The following is a 14,778-nucleotide window of genomic DNA, read 5'->3' on the forward strand; positions in this document are numbered from 1 at the left end:
TCGCGATGACCGCCGGTCATTAAGCCACGGACTTTTCTTTACCCACTTGGGCTAGGGCATAGTCACGCGCAGCTTGGCCAGCAAGTAAGTCGGCCGGGTCGAAGTCGTCGACGTTAATGACTTTTAAGCGACCTTCTTCAGCGCGCTTGAACAGTTCAACTTCTTCGTCGGTCAGCACGCCAAGCTCTTTACCCTTCAAACCAATTTCATGTAAACGCATGAAAGGTAAACGCTCACCTGCAGCTTTCTGAACTTTGTCGTGTAACGGCTCAATGGCGATAATGTCACGCAATACTTGCTCAACATAACCAAATGGACCGCGCTCAGAGAGGAATTGACCTTCACCCAAGCGCTCACGAGTTGCGTTCGGTTCCATCAGCAAGCGGCTGATTTTGTGACCAAGTTTGTCGCTTGGTGCTTTCACGATGCGACCGAATGGGAACATGATGCCTTTCAACACGGAACCAATGCCACCGAAGTTCTCGAGGAACTCAAGCTGGCTTTGTTGCAGTTTGTTGAGGGTATCTTGCATGGCCCAATGCACGAGTGGCAGATCCGCAGCAGGGCGGCCGTCGTCTTCGAAGCGCTTGAGAATTGCAGAACCAATGAACAAGTAGCTGAGCATGTCACCTAAACGCGCCGACAAGCGCTCACGGCGTTTCAGCTCACCACCTAACACACCCATGGCCACGTCAGACATGAGCGCTAAGTTCGAGCTGAAGCGGGTCATTTGACGATAGTAATGAGCAGTGCTGTCGTTTGCAGCGGTCGCAGTAAAGCGTGCTCCGGTTAAGCCTAACCAAAGTGAACGAACAAAGTTACTGAACACAAAACCGATATGGCCGAACAGTGCTTTGTCGAAGCGATCGAGACCTTCTTTACCTGGAACGGCAGCTGCTTCCATTTCTTCCAATACGTATGGATGACAACGAATCGCACCTTGACCGTAAATCATTAAGCTACGAGTCAGGATATTCGCGCCTTCAACGGTAATCGCAACTGGCGTACCTTGGTAGCCACGACCTAAGTAGTTGTTTGGACCTAAGCAGATACCTTTACCACCATGCACGTCCATCGCGTCGTTCATGCATTGACGCAGCTTTTCGGTCATGTGGTATTTTGAAATTGCTGAAATAACCGATGGCTTTTCGCCTTGGTCTAAGCCAGCAGTTGAGAACTTGGTCACCGCATCCATTAAGTAGGCATTACCACCAATGCGTGCCAATGCTTCTTCAACACCTTCCATTTTACCAATCGGTAACTTGAACTGGCGACGGATACGCGCATAGGCACCAGTTACCAAGGCTAATGACTTCGCACCACCGGCACTGTTTGACGGGAGGGTAATCACGCGGCCAACCGACAAACACTCCATGAGCATACGCCAGCCTTTACCGGCCATGGCTTGGCCACCAATGATGAAGTCCATTGGGATAAAGACGTCTTTACCTTGAATTGGACCATTATGGAATGGCACGTTCAGTGGCAAGTGGCGACGACCAATGGTCATGCCTTCGATATCACGCGGCAATAAGGCACAGGTAATACCGATGTCTTGTTGGTCACCAATGAGGCCGTCTGGGTCGTACATTTTAAATGCTAAACCAACCACGGTGGCAATCGGTGCCAGCGTAATGTAACGCTTGTTGAAATTCAGACGAATACCAACAACTTCTTTGCCTTCCCACTCGCCTTTACAAACGATACCTGTGTCTGGAATTGAACCAGCGTCGGACCCAGCTTCTGGGCTGGTGAGGGCAAAACATGGAATTTCTTCACCGCTTGCAAGGCGCGGTAAATAGTAGTCCTGTTGTTCTTTGGTGCCGTAATGCTGGAGCAATTCACCTGGGCCTAACGAGTTAGGTACACCAACGGTACTTGCCAAAATGGTTGAATGGCCTGCCAGTTTTTGCAGCACGCGCGACTGGGCATAGGCTGAAAACTCAAGACCGCCATATTCTTTCTTAATGATCATGGCGAAGAATTTGTTGTCTTTCAGGTATTGCCATACGTCTTCAGGCATATCTGCCAATTCGTGGGTGGCTTTCCAGTCATCCAACATGGCACAAACTTCGTCACACGGACCATCAAGGAAAGCTTGCTCTTCGGCAGTTAGTTTGCCGGCTGGAATGCTGTGCAGCTTCTTCCAGTTTGGTTTACCTGAGAATATCTCGCCGTCCCACCAGACTGTGCCCGCTTCAAGCGCGTCACGCTCTGTTTGCGACATTTCTGGCATAATTTTACGGAAAACTGCAAGAATACGCTTGGCGATGACACCTTTGCGAATGAAAGTAAGATTAAGCGGCAGCAAAATAATTGCGGCGATCAGCCAAGGTACCCACGAAAAAATGTTGGCTAAGGTGCCAACGGCGAGTAAAACAATGACACCGAGCGTGAACGTACGTAGCGATACACGGTGATATAACAGCGCTCCCAACACGATTAGGGTAGCAATACACCAGATAGCGACACTCATGTTATTCTCCTGAGGTTTGAGGTCTGACCAGTAATCCTTAAAATTAGAACAAATCGCAACAATTTGCAAGTGGTGAAAGGGTGCAGTTCGTTCGCTATTTCACACATCGTTGCGCTGTTTATTCATTCCTTGCTTTGTCAACGAATGTCAGCGCGGTTGAACTTGCGGCGAGGCTCTGAGTCTGACATTCTAAATTTCCATAGTCAGGAAAGGGTGTATATGGATCAATTTAAAGTTCGCCACGCAATTATTCGCAGCATCATTGCGGTTGCAGTTGCCGTCTTGCTCTTGGTGTTTTCGGTGCTGATGGTGGTTTATGCGGAAGAGCCAGCGAGCGAGCAAGCTGGAATGGAATCGGTCACGTCTGCAGAACAGGATGCGCACCATGCGGCGCAATTGGCGCAGCAAATTACCCGAGCTTATCGTGCAGAGTATGATCTTAGTCGCCGGGGGCGCACCCACGGTACCGCATTACGAGAGTTGAAGAAAACCGACGAGGGGATGTGGCAATATCACACCAATACCGAAGCGTCGCTGTTATTTCTCTCTGACCGTCGATACAACGATTCGGTTTTTCAGTTATCGGGTAGCCAGGTACAACCGCTGAACTATGTGTATGAGCGGCGTGGCACTGGGTCGAATCGTTACTATGCGGTCACGTTTAATCGCGAGAATGAGTATTTACGCAACGATAATGGTGACGCAATTCATGCCCAATGGCGGGATGATTTGTTGGATGCCAATACGGTACTCCATCAGTTACAAATTGATGTCGCCATTGGTGCGGAAGACCATTTTGAATATTTTCTCATTGACGAAGATGGCCGCGACACGTCCTATGAGTTTGCTGTTGATGGCCGCGAGTCGATTCGGGTACTCGGCGAAAACCAGGAAGTCATTCGTGTGAGTCGGGTTCGTGATCATGATCGTCGGCAAACCTACTTTTGGTTCGCGCCAAAATTAAACTACACCATGGTACGCATGCAGCAAATTGAAGGTGGCAAAGAGCAAGCGCAAGTGAACCTGACGAAGTTGCGCTTTAGCGATGAACGCTAGCCTGTGAAACGAAAAACCGCGCCGGAGCGCGGTTTATTAGCTTGGTTAATGTGTCCGAGGCCTGTTCGTCCGATGCCTATTCGTCCGACGCATAGCCTTGTGGACTAAGTCCTGCGCCATCAAGATGAGCTTTACCATCCAGTAAACGCAAACGGTCACTGCAGAACCAACGCACGACCAGCGGATAAATACGATACTCCTGCTCGTGCACCCGTTCTTGCAAGTCTTCGACCTCATCGCCTTCGAAAATTGGTACTTTTGCCTGTAAAATGACCGGACCACCGTCTAGCTCTTCAGTGACAAAGTGGACACTTACACCGTGCTCTGTGTCACCCGCGTCTAAGGCACGTTGGTGCGTGTGCATACCTTTGTATTTCGGTAACAAACTGGGGTGAATATTCAACGTCCGGTCGGCAAAGGCACTGACAAAAATCGGCGTGAGAATACGCATAAAGCCAGCAAGGATAACCAGATCCGGCTGATAGCTTTGCACTCGCTCAACCAATACTTGGTCATATGCTTCGCGGCTTTCGTAACCGTGGTGGGGGACACATTCAGTGACCACGCCAAGCTTTTCCGCTTTAGCTAGGCCAGCGGCGTCAGCTTTATTGGCGATGACGGCAACGACATCGGCATTGATTCGCCCGGCTTGGCAATGTTCAACAAGGTTCACCATGTTGCTGCCAGAACCAGAAATGAGAATGACAATGCGTTTTTTGTGTTGTGTGGTCATTAAACAAACTCAACTTGTTCTTCGTCACCTTGGCGGTCTGCGACAGTACCAATAACCCATGCGTTTTCGCCTTGGCTATTTAAAATCGCTACCGCTTGGTCAGCTTGCTCAGCTGGTACGGCGATGACCAAACCGACACCACAGTTAAAGGTGCGGAACATTTCTTCGCGCGCGATATTGCCGTTTTCTTGTAACCAGCTGAAAATCACTGGCCACTGCCAACTGCTGCGTTCAACCACGGCTTTGCAGTGTTCTGGTAATACGCGTGGAATATTCTCTTGGAAACCACCACCCGTAATATGTGAAATAGCGTGCACATTCACTTGCTTGATCAGTTCAAGGACCGGCTTCACATAGATGCGTGTTGGCGCCATCAGGTGGTCAGCGAGTGGCTTGCCATGAAAATCAGCCGTTAAGTCGGCGTTGGCAACTTCAATCACTTTGCGAATCAGTGAATAGCCATTCGAGTGTGGACCGCTTGAAGCAACAGCAATTAAAGCGTCGCCTGCAGCAACTTTGCTACCGTCAATAATGTCAGCTTTTTCGACAACACCAACGCAGAAACCGGCTAAATCGTAGTCACCGGCTTCGTACATACCGGGCATTTCTGCGGTTTCGCCACCAATGAGCGCGCAACCTGATTGCACACAGCCTTCCCCGATACCAGCAACGACGTCAGCGGCAACGTCAACGTCTAGTTTGCCGGTCGCGTAGTAGTCGAGAAAGAATAATGGCTCAGCCCCTTGCACAATGAGGTCGTTCACGCACATGGCGACCAGATCAATACCCACGGTATCGTGCTTTTTGAGGTCGATGGCTAAACGGAGCTTGGTTCCCACGCCGTCGGTACCGGAAACCAGTACCGGCTGCTTGTAACCGGCTGGAATTTCACATAATGCACCAAAACCACCAATGCTACCCATGACTTCTGGGCGAGTTGTGCGCCGGGTCACGTTTTTGATTCGTTGTACTAATGCATTACCTGCGTCGATATCGACGCCAGCGTCTTTGTAACTGAGGGAAGGTTTCTGTTCGTTCACGACGAGTCCTCTTTAAGGCTGGGTGTGCCGGGTATGCCAAGCGGCAAGTGGCTGTGTCGGGCGCATATTTTAACAGCAGCGGGGCAGTACTTGAATCGAAAAGAGAAATTTTTTCATCCGACCTCTTGCCGCACTCGTAAAAAGAGCGTCCAATAGTCATTCAACGCTTGTTTTGACTTCACCCAAGGGACATTAATGGCCGTCATTCGCCCCGCCGAAAGCAAAGATATTGCTGCATTGCTACCCATTGATTTGGCATGTTTCCCTTATGATGCCATGAGTAAACGCAGTTTTCGGCGCTTCATTCAGCACGAGCACGCTGACTTTGTGGTGGTAGAAAACGCCGGCGAAGTGATTGGTTATGCCATTTTACTATTTCGCCAAGCCACGAAGCTTTGTCGTTTGTACTCTTTCGCTGTCGCGCCTGAATTTCAAGGGCAGGGGCATGGGCGTGCGCTCATGGCTTGGTGTATTCAACGTGGCCAAGATGAACATTGTTTGTTTCTGCGTACCGAAGTGAAAGCCGATCAACAAGACGTCCTCGACTTTTTTCATGCATTTGGCTTTGTCCACTTAGGTTTGCGTAGCGATTATTACGACGATCACTCCGACGCCTTGGTGTTACAAAAGCAATTGCATTTCTTTGACTCGTCCCGCGTCCCGCGTCTTGTTCCCCACCTCACACAAAGCACACCGTTTACCTGCGGACCGGCGAGTTTGCTGATGGCATTAGCGTGGTTTCGTGAGCCGGTAACACAACCTCAACATGAAGAACTTGAAATCTGGCGGGAAGCGACGACTATTTATATGACTTCCGGTCACGGTGGCTGTGGGCCGCATGGGTTAGCTCGAGCGGCACTTAAACGTGGTCTCGGAGTCACGGTTTGGAGTAGTCAAGCGGGACCTGTGTTACTTGACTCGGTGCGCAACGAAGAAAAGCGTCAAGTGATGAGTCGGGTGCAAGAAGTCGACATTGCGGCGCTGAAAGCTGCGGGCGTAAAAATTAAAGTGCGCGATTATAGTTTGAAATTGTTGGCCAAGGATTTAGAAAACGGCCGATTGATTATCGCGTTAATTAGTACCTATCAGTTTGACCGTTCGAAAGCGCCACACTGGGTGCTCATTACTGCAATCGACGACGAGTACGTGTATATCAACGATCCTGATGATGATTTATTGCCATGGCAAACGATGACTGAACGCCAATATTTGCCGATTCCGCGAAGTACCTTCGAGAAGGCGTTTGCATATGGCGCTTCGCGTTTGCGTACGGCGATTGTCCTCAGTGATGAAGCAATCGGATAACGAGCTCTGGCTTGCAAAGCTCGTCTAATCATGCGAGCGTCAGTCGTATCAGATTATGGAATAAAATTAACGGGAGACATGCGCCATGGCAAAAATTTTAGTTCTGTATTATTCAAGCTATGGACATGTTGAGCAAATGGCCTATGCCGCTGCCCAAGGCGCGCAAGCAGCAGGGGCGCAAGTTGATATTAAACGCGTCCCGGAACTGGTACCAAGTGAGATTGCAGAACGCTCGGGCTATCACCTTGATCAGCAAGCCCCAATTGCTAAGCCAGAAGAGTTAAGCAAGTACGATGCTATCTTGTTCGGTGCGCCAACTCGGTTTGGCATGATGGCCGCACAAATGAAAAACTTTCTCGATCAATGTGGTGGCTTGTGGGCAAATGGCGAGCTTATTGGCAAAGCCGCTGGGGTTTTTACCTCCAGTGCCACTCAGCACGGCGGCCAAGAAAGCACACTACTGAATTTCCACACGGTACTTCTGCACTTTGGTTTTGTTGTCGTTGGTTTGCCCTACAGCTTCACCGGGCAAATGGCATTAGACCAAGTCACTGGCTGCAGCCCTTATGGCGCAAGTACCATAGCGGGTGGTGACGGTAAACGCCAACCATCCGAGTTAGAACTTGCCGGTGCGCGCTTCCAAGGCGAGCATTTAGCGAAGATCGCCAAGAAACTGAGTCAACCTTAAATGTTGACAGCAACTGCACTCACAGTGTGTTAACCGCACAATAAATCATCAAACCATGACGTTTGTTATAAGGTTTTAGAGGGAAGATCCCTATAGAATTGTCACCTTTTTGTAACCATGATCGGTTACTATCTCGACACTTCAACCATAAAAACAAGGAAAATCCTGTCATGAGATTACTCATCGCAGTTGTACTTTTGTGTTTCACGTTGCCCTCGTGGGCGGAAACACCCATCGCCTATTGGGCACAAAACTCGAATCAACTTCCTAATGGTACGAATGGATTTACGCCAAGTTCGTTCCCTCAGCAAGCGGATGTTGGCGAAGGCTTGTTGTACCTGCAAAACTTTGACCAAGAGCTTGACGACAATGGTGTTTACCGCACGTTAGCAAGCTTTGCTGGCAGCACGCAAAATCGCCTCGATGGTTATCCTGCTGGACAGTCATTGTCGATTGTCGCCGGTAGTGGATTGTCGAATAACGGTGCGCAAGTCATTTTTGAAGCAAGCACCGTTGGCTTTCAAGATATTCGTTTCAGTTACGGTTGGCGGTCGACTAATACAGGTTTTGACACGCGTATTCTCGAGTGGTCGACTGACGGTGTGAACTACCAAGAGTTCGCACAGCATGTTGAACGCAATAACAGCTTTATTTCTCTGTCGTATGATTTGTCTGACGTTACCGAGTTAAACGATCAAGACGTGATTTATATTCGCGTGACCTTCGATGGTGCAACGGCCGCATCAGGGAATAATCGTTTAGACAATATCCTGATTTCAGGCGTGAGTTTTGAAAGCTTAACGCGCATGACCGTGTACAACCGTGACTTCGCCGATGACCCGTTTGCGCGCGGTTGGAGCACAGTCACTTTGAATGGTACCGATCAGTGGAGCTGGGACGGTTCGTTTGCCAACGTGAACATGAGCTCGTTTGTCGGCGGCAGCTGCCGTGAAAGCGAGAGCTGGATGATTTCACCGGCCTTTAATCTCGACAACACCACGGGCGAGCGCGTGGCATTCGACGTAGCCCGCGGCTTTGCCGGTGGCACCAATAGTTTGGAAGTGTACTACTCAACCTCATACGACGGCTCTGGTGTCATTGACCAAGGCGAGTGGACCTTGCTAGCAGAAATTACCCGTGATGATTTCACCAGTAACAATGTGCCGACTCGCTTTGGCGATTTTGAAGCCTTACAGCAAGAATCAGGTGAAGCTTATATTGCGTTTCGTTATGCGTTTGACGAAGGTAACTGCAGCACTTGGCGCTTAGCGAACTTCGAAGTCACAGCGGACGTTCAAAACAACTTTGCCACGTTCCAATGTGGTAGCGAAGTAAACCGCATTCACCAAATTCAAGGCGCGGGTTTCCAAAGCCCAATGCAAGGAGCATTTGTACAGGTGGAAGCGATTGTTATCGCTGACTTCCAAGACACCTTTAATGGTGGTTTAGGTGGATTCTATCTGCAGGAAGCGGATCAACATCATGACGATAACCCGCTGACCTCAGAAGGTGTGTTTGTTTACGACAACGGTTTCGGTGTGCATGTCGGCGTTGGTGATCGCGTGCGGGTTGCTGGTACCGTGAGTGAGTTCTTTGGTCATACGCAAATTCAAGACGTCACTGACGTTGCGGTTTGTGGCTCTTACCAGCTTGAGCAAGTGACGCCAGTTGCTGTTGAGTTACCGGTGGACGGCTTACTTGATCTCGAGTCAGTCGCTGGTATGTTGGTTACAACAAGCCAAGAATTAACAGTTTCTGACGTATTCAACGTGGCTCGGTTCGGTGAGTTTACGGTTTCGAATGGTCGTTTATTTGCACCGACTCAAGTCGCGGTGCCGGGTGACGACGTGCGTGCACAAGCGCAAGCCAATACGCTAAACCGTTTAATCATCGATAATGCCCGTGGTGGCTCGTATCGCACGCCGTTCATGACCGGCGCAGATAACGTGAGCGAACTGTCGGCAACCAACCCAATTCGTAACGGCTTCTTAATTGAGCCAGGTTTCGAAGCGGTGATGGGTTATGCATTTGGTGCGTATCGTTTACGCAGCGAGACCACCCCGAGGTTTATCACTGATGCGAATCCGCGTCTGGAAACACCAGAGCTGAATGCGCAAGGTGATTTCCGTGTTGCCACTTACAACGTTGAAAACCTGTTCGCAACCTTAACCCAGTCGGGCGCAGTGTGTGGGCCGAACGCACTTGGCTGTCGCGGTGCAACCAACGCCAATGAGCTTGATCGTCAATTGGCAAAAGTCAGCGCTGCAATTTCTGGTTTGCAGGCCGACGTGATTGCCTTAACGGAAATTGAAAACGATGCGACTGACGCGACCTTAGCCATGTTGGTTGAGCGTTTAAATGCTGTTGATGCGCACAACGACTGGGCTTATTTGGCAACTGGCTACCTTGGTACGGACGCCATTAAGCCAGCATTTATTTTCCGCAGCAGTCGGGTGGAATTGCTCGGTGATTATGCGGTATTAACAGCTGCGGTCGACCCCGACTTTGACGACTCGCGTCAGCGTCCAGCCTTAGCGCAAACGTTTGTGACTCCGAATGGCTTTGCATTCACTGCAGTCGCGGTGCACCTGCGGGCGAAGAGTTCGTGCCCATCAGGCTCAAGTGCCAACAGTGATAATGGCGATGGTCAAGGTTGTTGGAACGAATGGCGGACGAAGTCTGCTGGCGCATTAGACCGTTGGTTAGCAACGGATCCAACGGCAACGGGCGTGAGTGCGCAGATTATTCTTGGTGACTTTAATGCGTATGCCATGGAAGATCCACTGACGACCTTGATGGCTGCTGGTTGGACTAACCTTGCTATTCATGCCAATGACAATAGCCCAGAAGTGTATAGCTATACCTTTATGGGTGAAGCGGGTAGCTTGGATCATGCGTTTGCCAACGCTGACTTCCTTGGTTACGTCCTCGATGCACGTTCTTGGAAAATCAATGCTGATGAAACGCCAGCGTTTGGTTACAGCGAACGGTTACCGTCGAGCTCACTGTGGCAGCCTACTGAGTTCTATAGCCCAGATGCGTTTGCAAGCTCAGACCATGATCCGTTAGTGATTGAGTTGAACACCACGTTCGCTTGCGCACCAGGTCAGGCGAATCGTCCAGCGCATCCGCGTGGTAAAGCACTGCCATTGCCAAATTGCCGCGTTGGCCAAGGCCAGCGCCGTTAAGTCATATCGGTAGTGAAAACTAAGTAGTGAAGAAAGAGCGAGGCGTAAATGCCTCGCTTTTTTCTTGTCTTGTGACAACGAATACTGTATAAATAGCCAGTATTCAGAAATTAACAAAAGGGGCAAGCATGGCAGTTGTCACGCAATATCTCGTAGTTCGCAATGGGGAGCAGAAAATGACCTTTACCTCCAAGGCCGAAGCTGACGCCTACGACAAAATGTTGGATATGGCTGAAGAGCTCATGCCGTTATTAGAACGCAGCGAACTGTGCAGTCACGACCAACAAATTGAAGACCTTGCGATGTTTTTAGCGAAAGAACGCGAGCAGCTTTTAGTTGCGCTAGGTGCGAAGAAAGCGAAGCCGAAAAAGGCAAAAGCAGCGCCGAAAGCAGAAGCAGAGCCTGCAGAGGAAAAGAATTCAGCGGCGGCTTGAATTATTTAGATTTACCCATATCTAATGGGGTAAGAACGCAATTTACATAGCGTTTAAGCAGTAGAACGGTTATACTGTTTTCAACATCAGGGGCTGATTAGGATTCGACGGGATATATAAAGCTCAAGGTGCATGCCGAGGTGAGGCTGGCCTCGTAAAAAGCCTCAAACTTATAGTTGCAAACGACGACAACTACGCTTTAGCGGCTTAATCCCCGCTAACCATCCACCCGCGCTTTGTCTGTAAGACGGGATTCGGATGGTCATCTTTACAGACTCGCGTGGCGGCTTCGTCCGGAGCCAAGACGTTAAAACCAATCGGACTCGCGTTTGAAAAGCCTGCCCCTCGGCGCTTCAAACGTTAACTAAAAGAGACGGCTAAGCATGTAGGACCGAGGGTGGCGATATTGCGGACGCGGGTTCAAATCCCGCCAGCTCCACCAAATAAACAAACCCTGCACCGAAAGGTGCGGGTTTTTTTATTTGTGCTAGATTGGCTTCAGAGCCGGCGTTACTCGCGCGCTAAACCAATCAAATAGTCAGCCAACGAACCCATGCCTGTGGCAGCAACACCGGCGCGTTGTTCAGCGCCTTGGTTATAGTTGGTGTTGGTATTGACGTCATAAACGAATAAATCACCATCTGCATTTTCGATAAACTCAATGCCGGCAACGCCAATTTGATTGTCACGCAAGAACTTTTCTAAGGCAGGGATGATTGGGTGATCATCAAAGCGATGCGTGATATTAAACTTTTCCGACTTTTGGTCGGTCGGGCAGAATTGATCTTCAATTGAACAGCTGTCGGCGGGGCAGAGCTCGAAACCTTCTTCGGTATTAACTTGCACCGTGTAAATAAAGCGCTGGCCAACGAATTCTGCGCGCGTGATAACCGGTTGTTTGGCGAGAATGTATTCTTGTAATAACCAGATGCCATCGAGCGGTTCATCAAGATCAGTGCGCTGAACATAAGTGGCTAATTCATCGGCATGGTTAAAGCGTTGCACGCCTAATCCCTTACCACCCCGATTTGGTTTGACGATAAGAGGCCAATGGTTAAAGTCAACAGCCGCTTGGACAAGGTGTTGTTTACCCACAACTGCATGGGTTTTTGGCACTTGTAGTCCAGCTCTTTGTAGTGCTGCATATTGCGACAATTTACAGATTTCTAGGGCCAGAACATCAGTGCCATTAACAACGGTGCGCTGTGTGTTTTCCAGCCAAGTCAAAACCGCTTTAGTGAGTTCTGGGGCGAAACGGTGGCCGCGGGTATGCGACGAAGCGCTCATGCGGTTGTAATACACCGCATCGGCTGGTTGTTCGGTAAACGGCACGACACCTGTATCTAGAAACCATTCGGTGGCTGTTACACCGCGTTGTTTAAAGGCTTCGCGCAATGGTACAAGCCATTCTTCATTCTCGTGAATAACAACAATCGGTTTCATAGCGGCCTCGTGGGTCTAATGTCTGATTCGTCACTATTACAGCGCTTGTGGCCACTTTGATCAATCGCAAAACGTTATAGCTTGGGCTTTTTAGTGCTAAGCACTGGAAAATAATTGGCATACCCGATCCTTTGCGTGACAATAGTGCAAGCGGGCAGCATCGGAATAGCGAATGCTCGCCACGTTCAAACGGCGCTAATAAGGGGATAGGATCATGGCCAAAGCGGCAGCAGTGCATATTTTAGTCAAAACCAAAGAGCAGGCCGAAGCAATCAAGAAGCAATTGGATGCTGGCGCTAACTTTCATGAATTAGCCAAGAAACATTCGATTTGCCCGTCGGCCAAACGAGGTGGCGACCTCGGTGAGTTTCGTCCTGGGCAAATGGTTAAAGCGTTTGACAATGTGGTGTTTAAGAAGCCTATTTTAACGGTCCACGGCCCAGTAAAAACTCAGTTTGGTTACCACCTTATCAAAACCCTTTATCGCAGCTAAGCCGTGCGCTAGCTGCGCATTTCTGATGGCGACAATTGATCGCACATTTCTTTGCGGCAAATCAAATGCAAACGTCGAGCACTTGTTATACTGATTAAAAATCACACAAGTGAGGTAAGGTATGACTGCTGGACAAAAATCAAACAAGCCGGTGGCATTGGTCACGGGTGCCGCTGCAGGTATCGGTAAAGCGACGGCTCTCGCCTATGCCAAATCCGGTTGTCATGTTGCCATTAGCGATGTGCAAGCGGACAAACTCACTGCAGTTGCCAAAGAAATTGAAGCACTCGGTGTTGAAGTATTAACCGACGTGCATGATGTGGGCGACGAAGCAGCCGTGCGTAAGTTTCACCAACGCATTGGAGCGAAGTGGGGGCGTCTCGACTATGCCTGTAATAACGCTGGGATTGAAGGTGCTCAGGGCGCAACCCATGAAATGAGCATGGACAACTATGACCGGGTGATGAACATCAATGTGCGTGGTTTAGTGGTCTGCATGCAGGAGCAAATCAAATTAATGCTGCCACATGGCCAAGGCGCAATTGTGAATATCGCATCCATTGCAGGGTTAGTGGGCTTTCCAGAAATGGTTGCTTATTGCGCTTCCAAAGGCGCGGTGGTGCAGATAACGCGTTCAGTGGCAGTTGAGTATGCCGAGCGGAATATTCGTGTCAACGCCATTTGCCCTGGTGTGATCAAAACGGACATGGTTGACCGTGTGACGAAGCAAGATCCGGAAACAGAAGCAGCGTATGCAGCGTTTCATCCGATGAACCGAATGGGAACGGTTGCTGAAGTTGCCGACGCAATTGTGTTTCTGTCGTTGCCACAAGCAAGCTTTATTACTGGCCAAGCGCTGGCAGTGGACGGTGGCATGGTCGCTCGATAATTGTCAGCGAATGTGAAATGCATTCGCACAATGCCTCAAGGGTTTGTTATGATTTGTGTTCGCAGAATACACATTGTTTAACCAACCTTTGAGGTTTCTATGTCAGAATTTTCTCGCTATCACATTGGCACACCGGGGCAACCTTGGGGTGATTCGGAAAAACAGCAGTGGTTGGCAGAACAAACGCCCAAACGCAGTTATTTCGACGATGTGGTGGTCCGTATCGAGCAGTTACGTGAGCGCTTTGACGTTGAACAATATGGTGAACTGGACTACACCAGCAAAGTAGGGCGTAAGTACCCTTTATTCTTAGTAAAAAGCAAAGAATGGCGCACCGAACTGCCGACCATTTTGGTTACCGGTGGTGTCCATGGCTATGAAACAAGTGGCGTGCATGGTGCGCTACGCTTCCTCGAAACTCACGCCGAATATTTTCAAACGCGCTGTAATCTGTTGGTCGCACCCTGTTTAAGTCCTTGGGGTTATGAAACGATTAATCGTTGGAATCCTGATGCGGTTGACCCGAACCGATCCTTTGTCCATCCGGTGGCGCCGGCTGCTGAGTCAGGCTTGTTGATGCAAGCAGTTGCCGATTATGCCGATAATTTGTTGTTGCATATTGACCTGCATGAAACCACCGATACCGATAACAGTGAGTTTCGTCCGGCATTAGCTGCGCGCGAAGGTACAGTGAATGATAATTGGAATATCCCGGATGGCTTCTATCTTGTTGGTGATGCAAAGAAACCTGAACTGGAATTTCAAAAAGCGATTATTACTCAGGTGAGCCAAGTGACGCATATAGCTGATGCCGACGAAGACGGCAAGATTATTGGTGTGCCGCTGTCTGAGACTGGGGTGATCCTGTACGATGGCAAAGGCGCTGGCTTGTGCATGGGGCTGTCAAACGCCCAATATGTGACAACCACCGAAGTTTACCCTGATAGCGTGAATGCAACACCGGAGTCTTGTATTCAAGCGCAAGTGGCTGCAGTCGAAGGGGCTTTGAAATTTGCCTTATCGGCCTAATTGC

General features: G+C 49.6%; 12 protein-coding genes and 1 other RNA gene. 9 read left to right on the plus strand and 4 right to left on the minus strand.

The annotated features are described in order from the left end of the window. Positions 1-19: 19 nt before the first annotated feature. Positions 20-2,476 carry an acyl-CoA dehydrogenase FadE gene (gene fadE, locus CWE06_RS00950; protein ID WP_126790435.1) on the minus strand — a complete coding sequence of 819 codons (2,457 nt, stop codon included), beginning with the start codon at positions 2,474-2,476 and terminating at the stop codon, positions 20-22. A 219-nt stretch (positions 2,477-2,695) separates the two neighbouring features. On the opposite strand from fadE, the gene CWE06_RS00955 reads away from it, so the two are divergent. Then, complete coding sequence (locus CWE06_RS00955) at positions 2,696-3,532, plus strand: DUF3108 domain-containing protein (RefSeq protein ID WP_157981102.1); 837 nt, start codon at positions 2,696-2,698, stop codon at positions 3,530-3,532. A 76-nt stretch (positions 3,533-3,608) separates the two neighbouring features. Here the strand turns inward: CWE06_RS00955 and purN are convergent, their stop codons facing one another. Continuing rightward, positions 3,609-4,265 carry a phosphoribosylglycinamide formyltransferase gene (gene purN / locus CWE06_RS00960; RefSeq protein ID WP_126790437.1) on the minus strand — a complete coding sequence of 219 codons (657 nt, stop codon included), beginning with the start codon at positions 4,263-4,265 and terminating at the stop codon, positions 3,609-3,611. Then, complete coding sequence (purM, locus tag CWE06_RS00965; protein WP_126790438.1) at positions 4,265-5,305, minus strand: phosphoribosylformylglycinamidine cyclo-ligase; 1,041 nt, start codon at positions 5,303-5,305, stop codon at positions 4,265-4,267. The genes purN and purM overlap by 1 nt, the downstream gene beginning before the upstream one ends. Positions 5,306-5,500: 195 nt before the next feature. On the opposite strand from purM, the gene CWE06_RS00970 reads away from it, so the two are divergent. From CWE06_RS00970 to ssrA, 5 genes are all read left to right on the plus strand, one after another. Continuing rightward, on the plus strand, positions 5,501-6,610 hold the full coding sequence (locus CWE06_RS00970) for a GNAT family N-acetyltransferase/peptidase C39 family protein (RefSeq protein WP_126790439.1): 1,110 nt from the start codon (positions 5,501-5,503) through the stop codon (positions 6,608-6,610). A gap of 85 nt (positions 6,611-6,695) precedes the next feature. Continuing rightward, positions 6,696-7,298, plus strand: a complete 603-nt coding sequence (gene wrbA, locus CWE06_RS00975; protein ID WP_126790440.1) for an NAD(P)H:quinone oxidoreductase — start codon at positions 6,696-6,698, stop codon at positions 7,296-7,298. Positions 7,299-7,468: 170 nt separating this feature from the next. Further along, a complete protein-coding gene (locus CWE06_RS00980) occupies positions 7,469-10,486 on the plus strand; it encodes an ExeM/NucH family extracellular endonuclease (protein WP_126790441.1) in 3,018 nt (1,005 codons plus the stop codon). A 128-nt stretch (positions 10,487-10,614) separates the two neighbouring features. Further along, the gene (locus CWE06_RS00985) at positions 10,615-10,920 is read left to right on the plus strand and encodes a YebG family protein (protein WP_126790442.1); all 306 of its coding nucleotides are present in this window, start codon (positions 10,615-10,617) and stop codon (positions 10,918-10,920) included. An 89-nt stretch (positions 10,921-11,009) separates the two neighbouring features. Then, positions 11,010-11,362: a transfer-messenger RNA gene (ssrA, locus tag CWE06_RS00990) on the plus strand. A 68-nt stretch (positions 11,363-11,430) separates the two neighbouring features. Here ssrA and CWE06_RS00995 read toward each other — a convergent pair. Next, positions 11,431-12,363, minus strand: a complete 933-nt coding sequence (locus CWE06_RS00995) for an ATP-grasp domain-containing protein (RefSeq protein ID WP_126790443.1) — start codon at positions 12,361-12,363, stop codon at positions 11,431-11,433. Between the two features lie 214 nt (positions 12,364-12,577). Here CWE06_RS00995 and ppiC point away from each other — a divergent pair, with 214 nt between their 5' ends. The 3 genes from ppiC (at position 12,578) to CWE06_RS01010 (ending at position 14,774) form a co-directional block, all read left to right on the plus strand. Continuing rightward, a complete protein-coding gene (ppiC, locus tag CWE06_RS01000; RefSeq protein WP_126790444.1) occupies positions 12,578-12,856 on the plus strand; it encodes a peptidylprolyl isomerase PpiC in 279 nt (92 codons plus the stop codon). Between the two features lie 121 nt (positions 12,857-12,977). Then, the gene (locus CWE06_RS01005) at positions 12,978-13,745 is read left to right on the plus strand and encodes an SDR family NAD(P)-dependent oxidoreductase (protein WP_126790445.1); all 768 of its coding nucleotides are present in this window, start codon (positions 12,978-12,980) and stop codon (positions 13,743-13,745) included. A gap of 99 nt (positions 13,746-13,844) precedes the next feature. Then, entirely contained in the window at positions 13,845-14,774 is a 930-nt protein-coding gene (locus CWE06_RS01010) for a M14 family metallopeptidase (protein WP_126790446.1), read from the plus strand. Positions 14,775-14,778: the final 4 nt, after the last annotated feature.

The organism is Aliidiomarina haloalkalitolerans (assembly GCF_003987315.1).
Lineage (GTDB): Bacteria > Pseudomonadota > Gammaproteobacteria > Enterobacterales > Alteromonadaceae > Aliidiomarina > Aliidiomarina haloalkalitolerans.

What these genes read in the sequence shown, in the direction of transcription:
- fadE (WP_126790435.1), bottom strand. Translation starts at nt 2,476, where the DNA reads ATGAGTGTCGCTATCTGGTGTATTGCTACCCTAATCGTGTTGGGAGCG.
- CWE06_RS00955 (WP_157981102.1), top strand. Translation starts at nt 2,696, where the DNA reads ATGGATCAATTTAAAGTTCGCCACGCAATTATTCGCAGCATCATTGCG.
- purN (WP_126790437.1), bottom strand. Translation starts at nt 4,265, where the DNA reads ATGACCACACAACACAAAAAACGCATTGTCATTCTCATTTCTGGTTCT.
- CWE06_RS00970 (WP_126790439.1), top strand. Translation starts at nt 5,501, where the DNA reads ATGGCCGTCATTCGCCCCGCCGAAAGCAAAGATATTGCTGCATTGCTA.
- wrbA (WP_126790440.1), top strand. Translation starts at nt 6,696, where the DNA reads ATGGCAAAAATTTTAGTTCTGTATTATTCAAGCTATGGACATGTTGAG.
- CWE06_RS00980 (WP_126790441.1), top strand. Translation starts at nt 7,469, where the DNA reads ATGAGATTACTCATCGCAGTTGTACTTTTGTGTTTCACGTTGCCCTCG.
- CWE06_RS00985 (WP_126790442.1), top strand. Translation starts at nt 10,615, where the DNA reads ATGGCAGTTGTCACGCAATATCTCGTAGTTCGCAATGGGGAGCAGAAA.
- CWE06_RS00995 (WP_126790443.1), bottom strand. Translation starts at nt 12,363, where the DNA reads ATGAAACCGATTGTTGTTATTCACGAGAATGAAGAATGGCTTGTACCA.
- ppiC (WP_126790444.1), top strand. Translation starts at nt 12,578, where the DNA reads ATGGCCAAAGCGGCAGCAGTGCATATTTTAGTCAAAACCAAAGAGCAG.
- CWE06_RS01005 (WP_126790445.1), top strand. Translation starts at nt 12,978, where the DNA reads ATGACTGCTGGACAAAAATCAAACAAGCCGGTGGCATTGGTCACGGGT.
- CWE06_RS01010 (WP_126790446.1), top strand. Translation starts at nt 13,845, where the DNA reads ATGTCAGAATTTTCTCGCTATCACATTGGCACACCGGGGCAACCTTGG.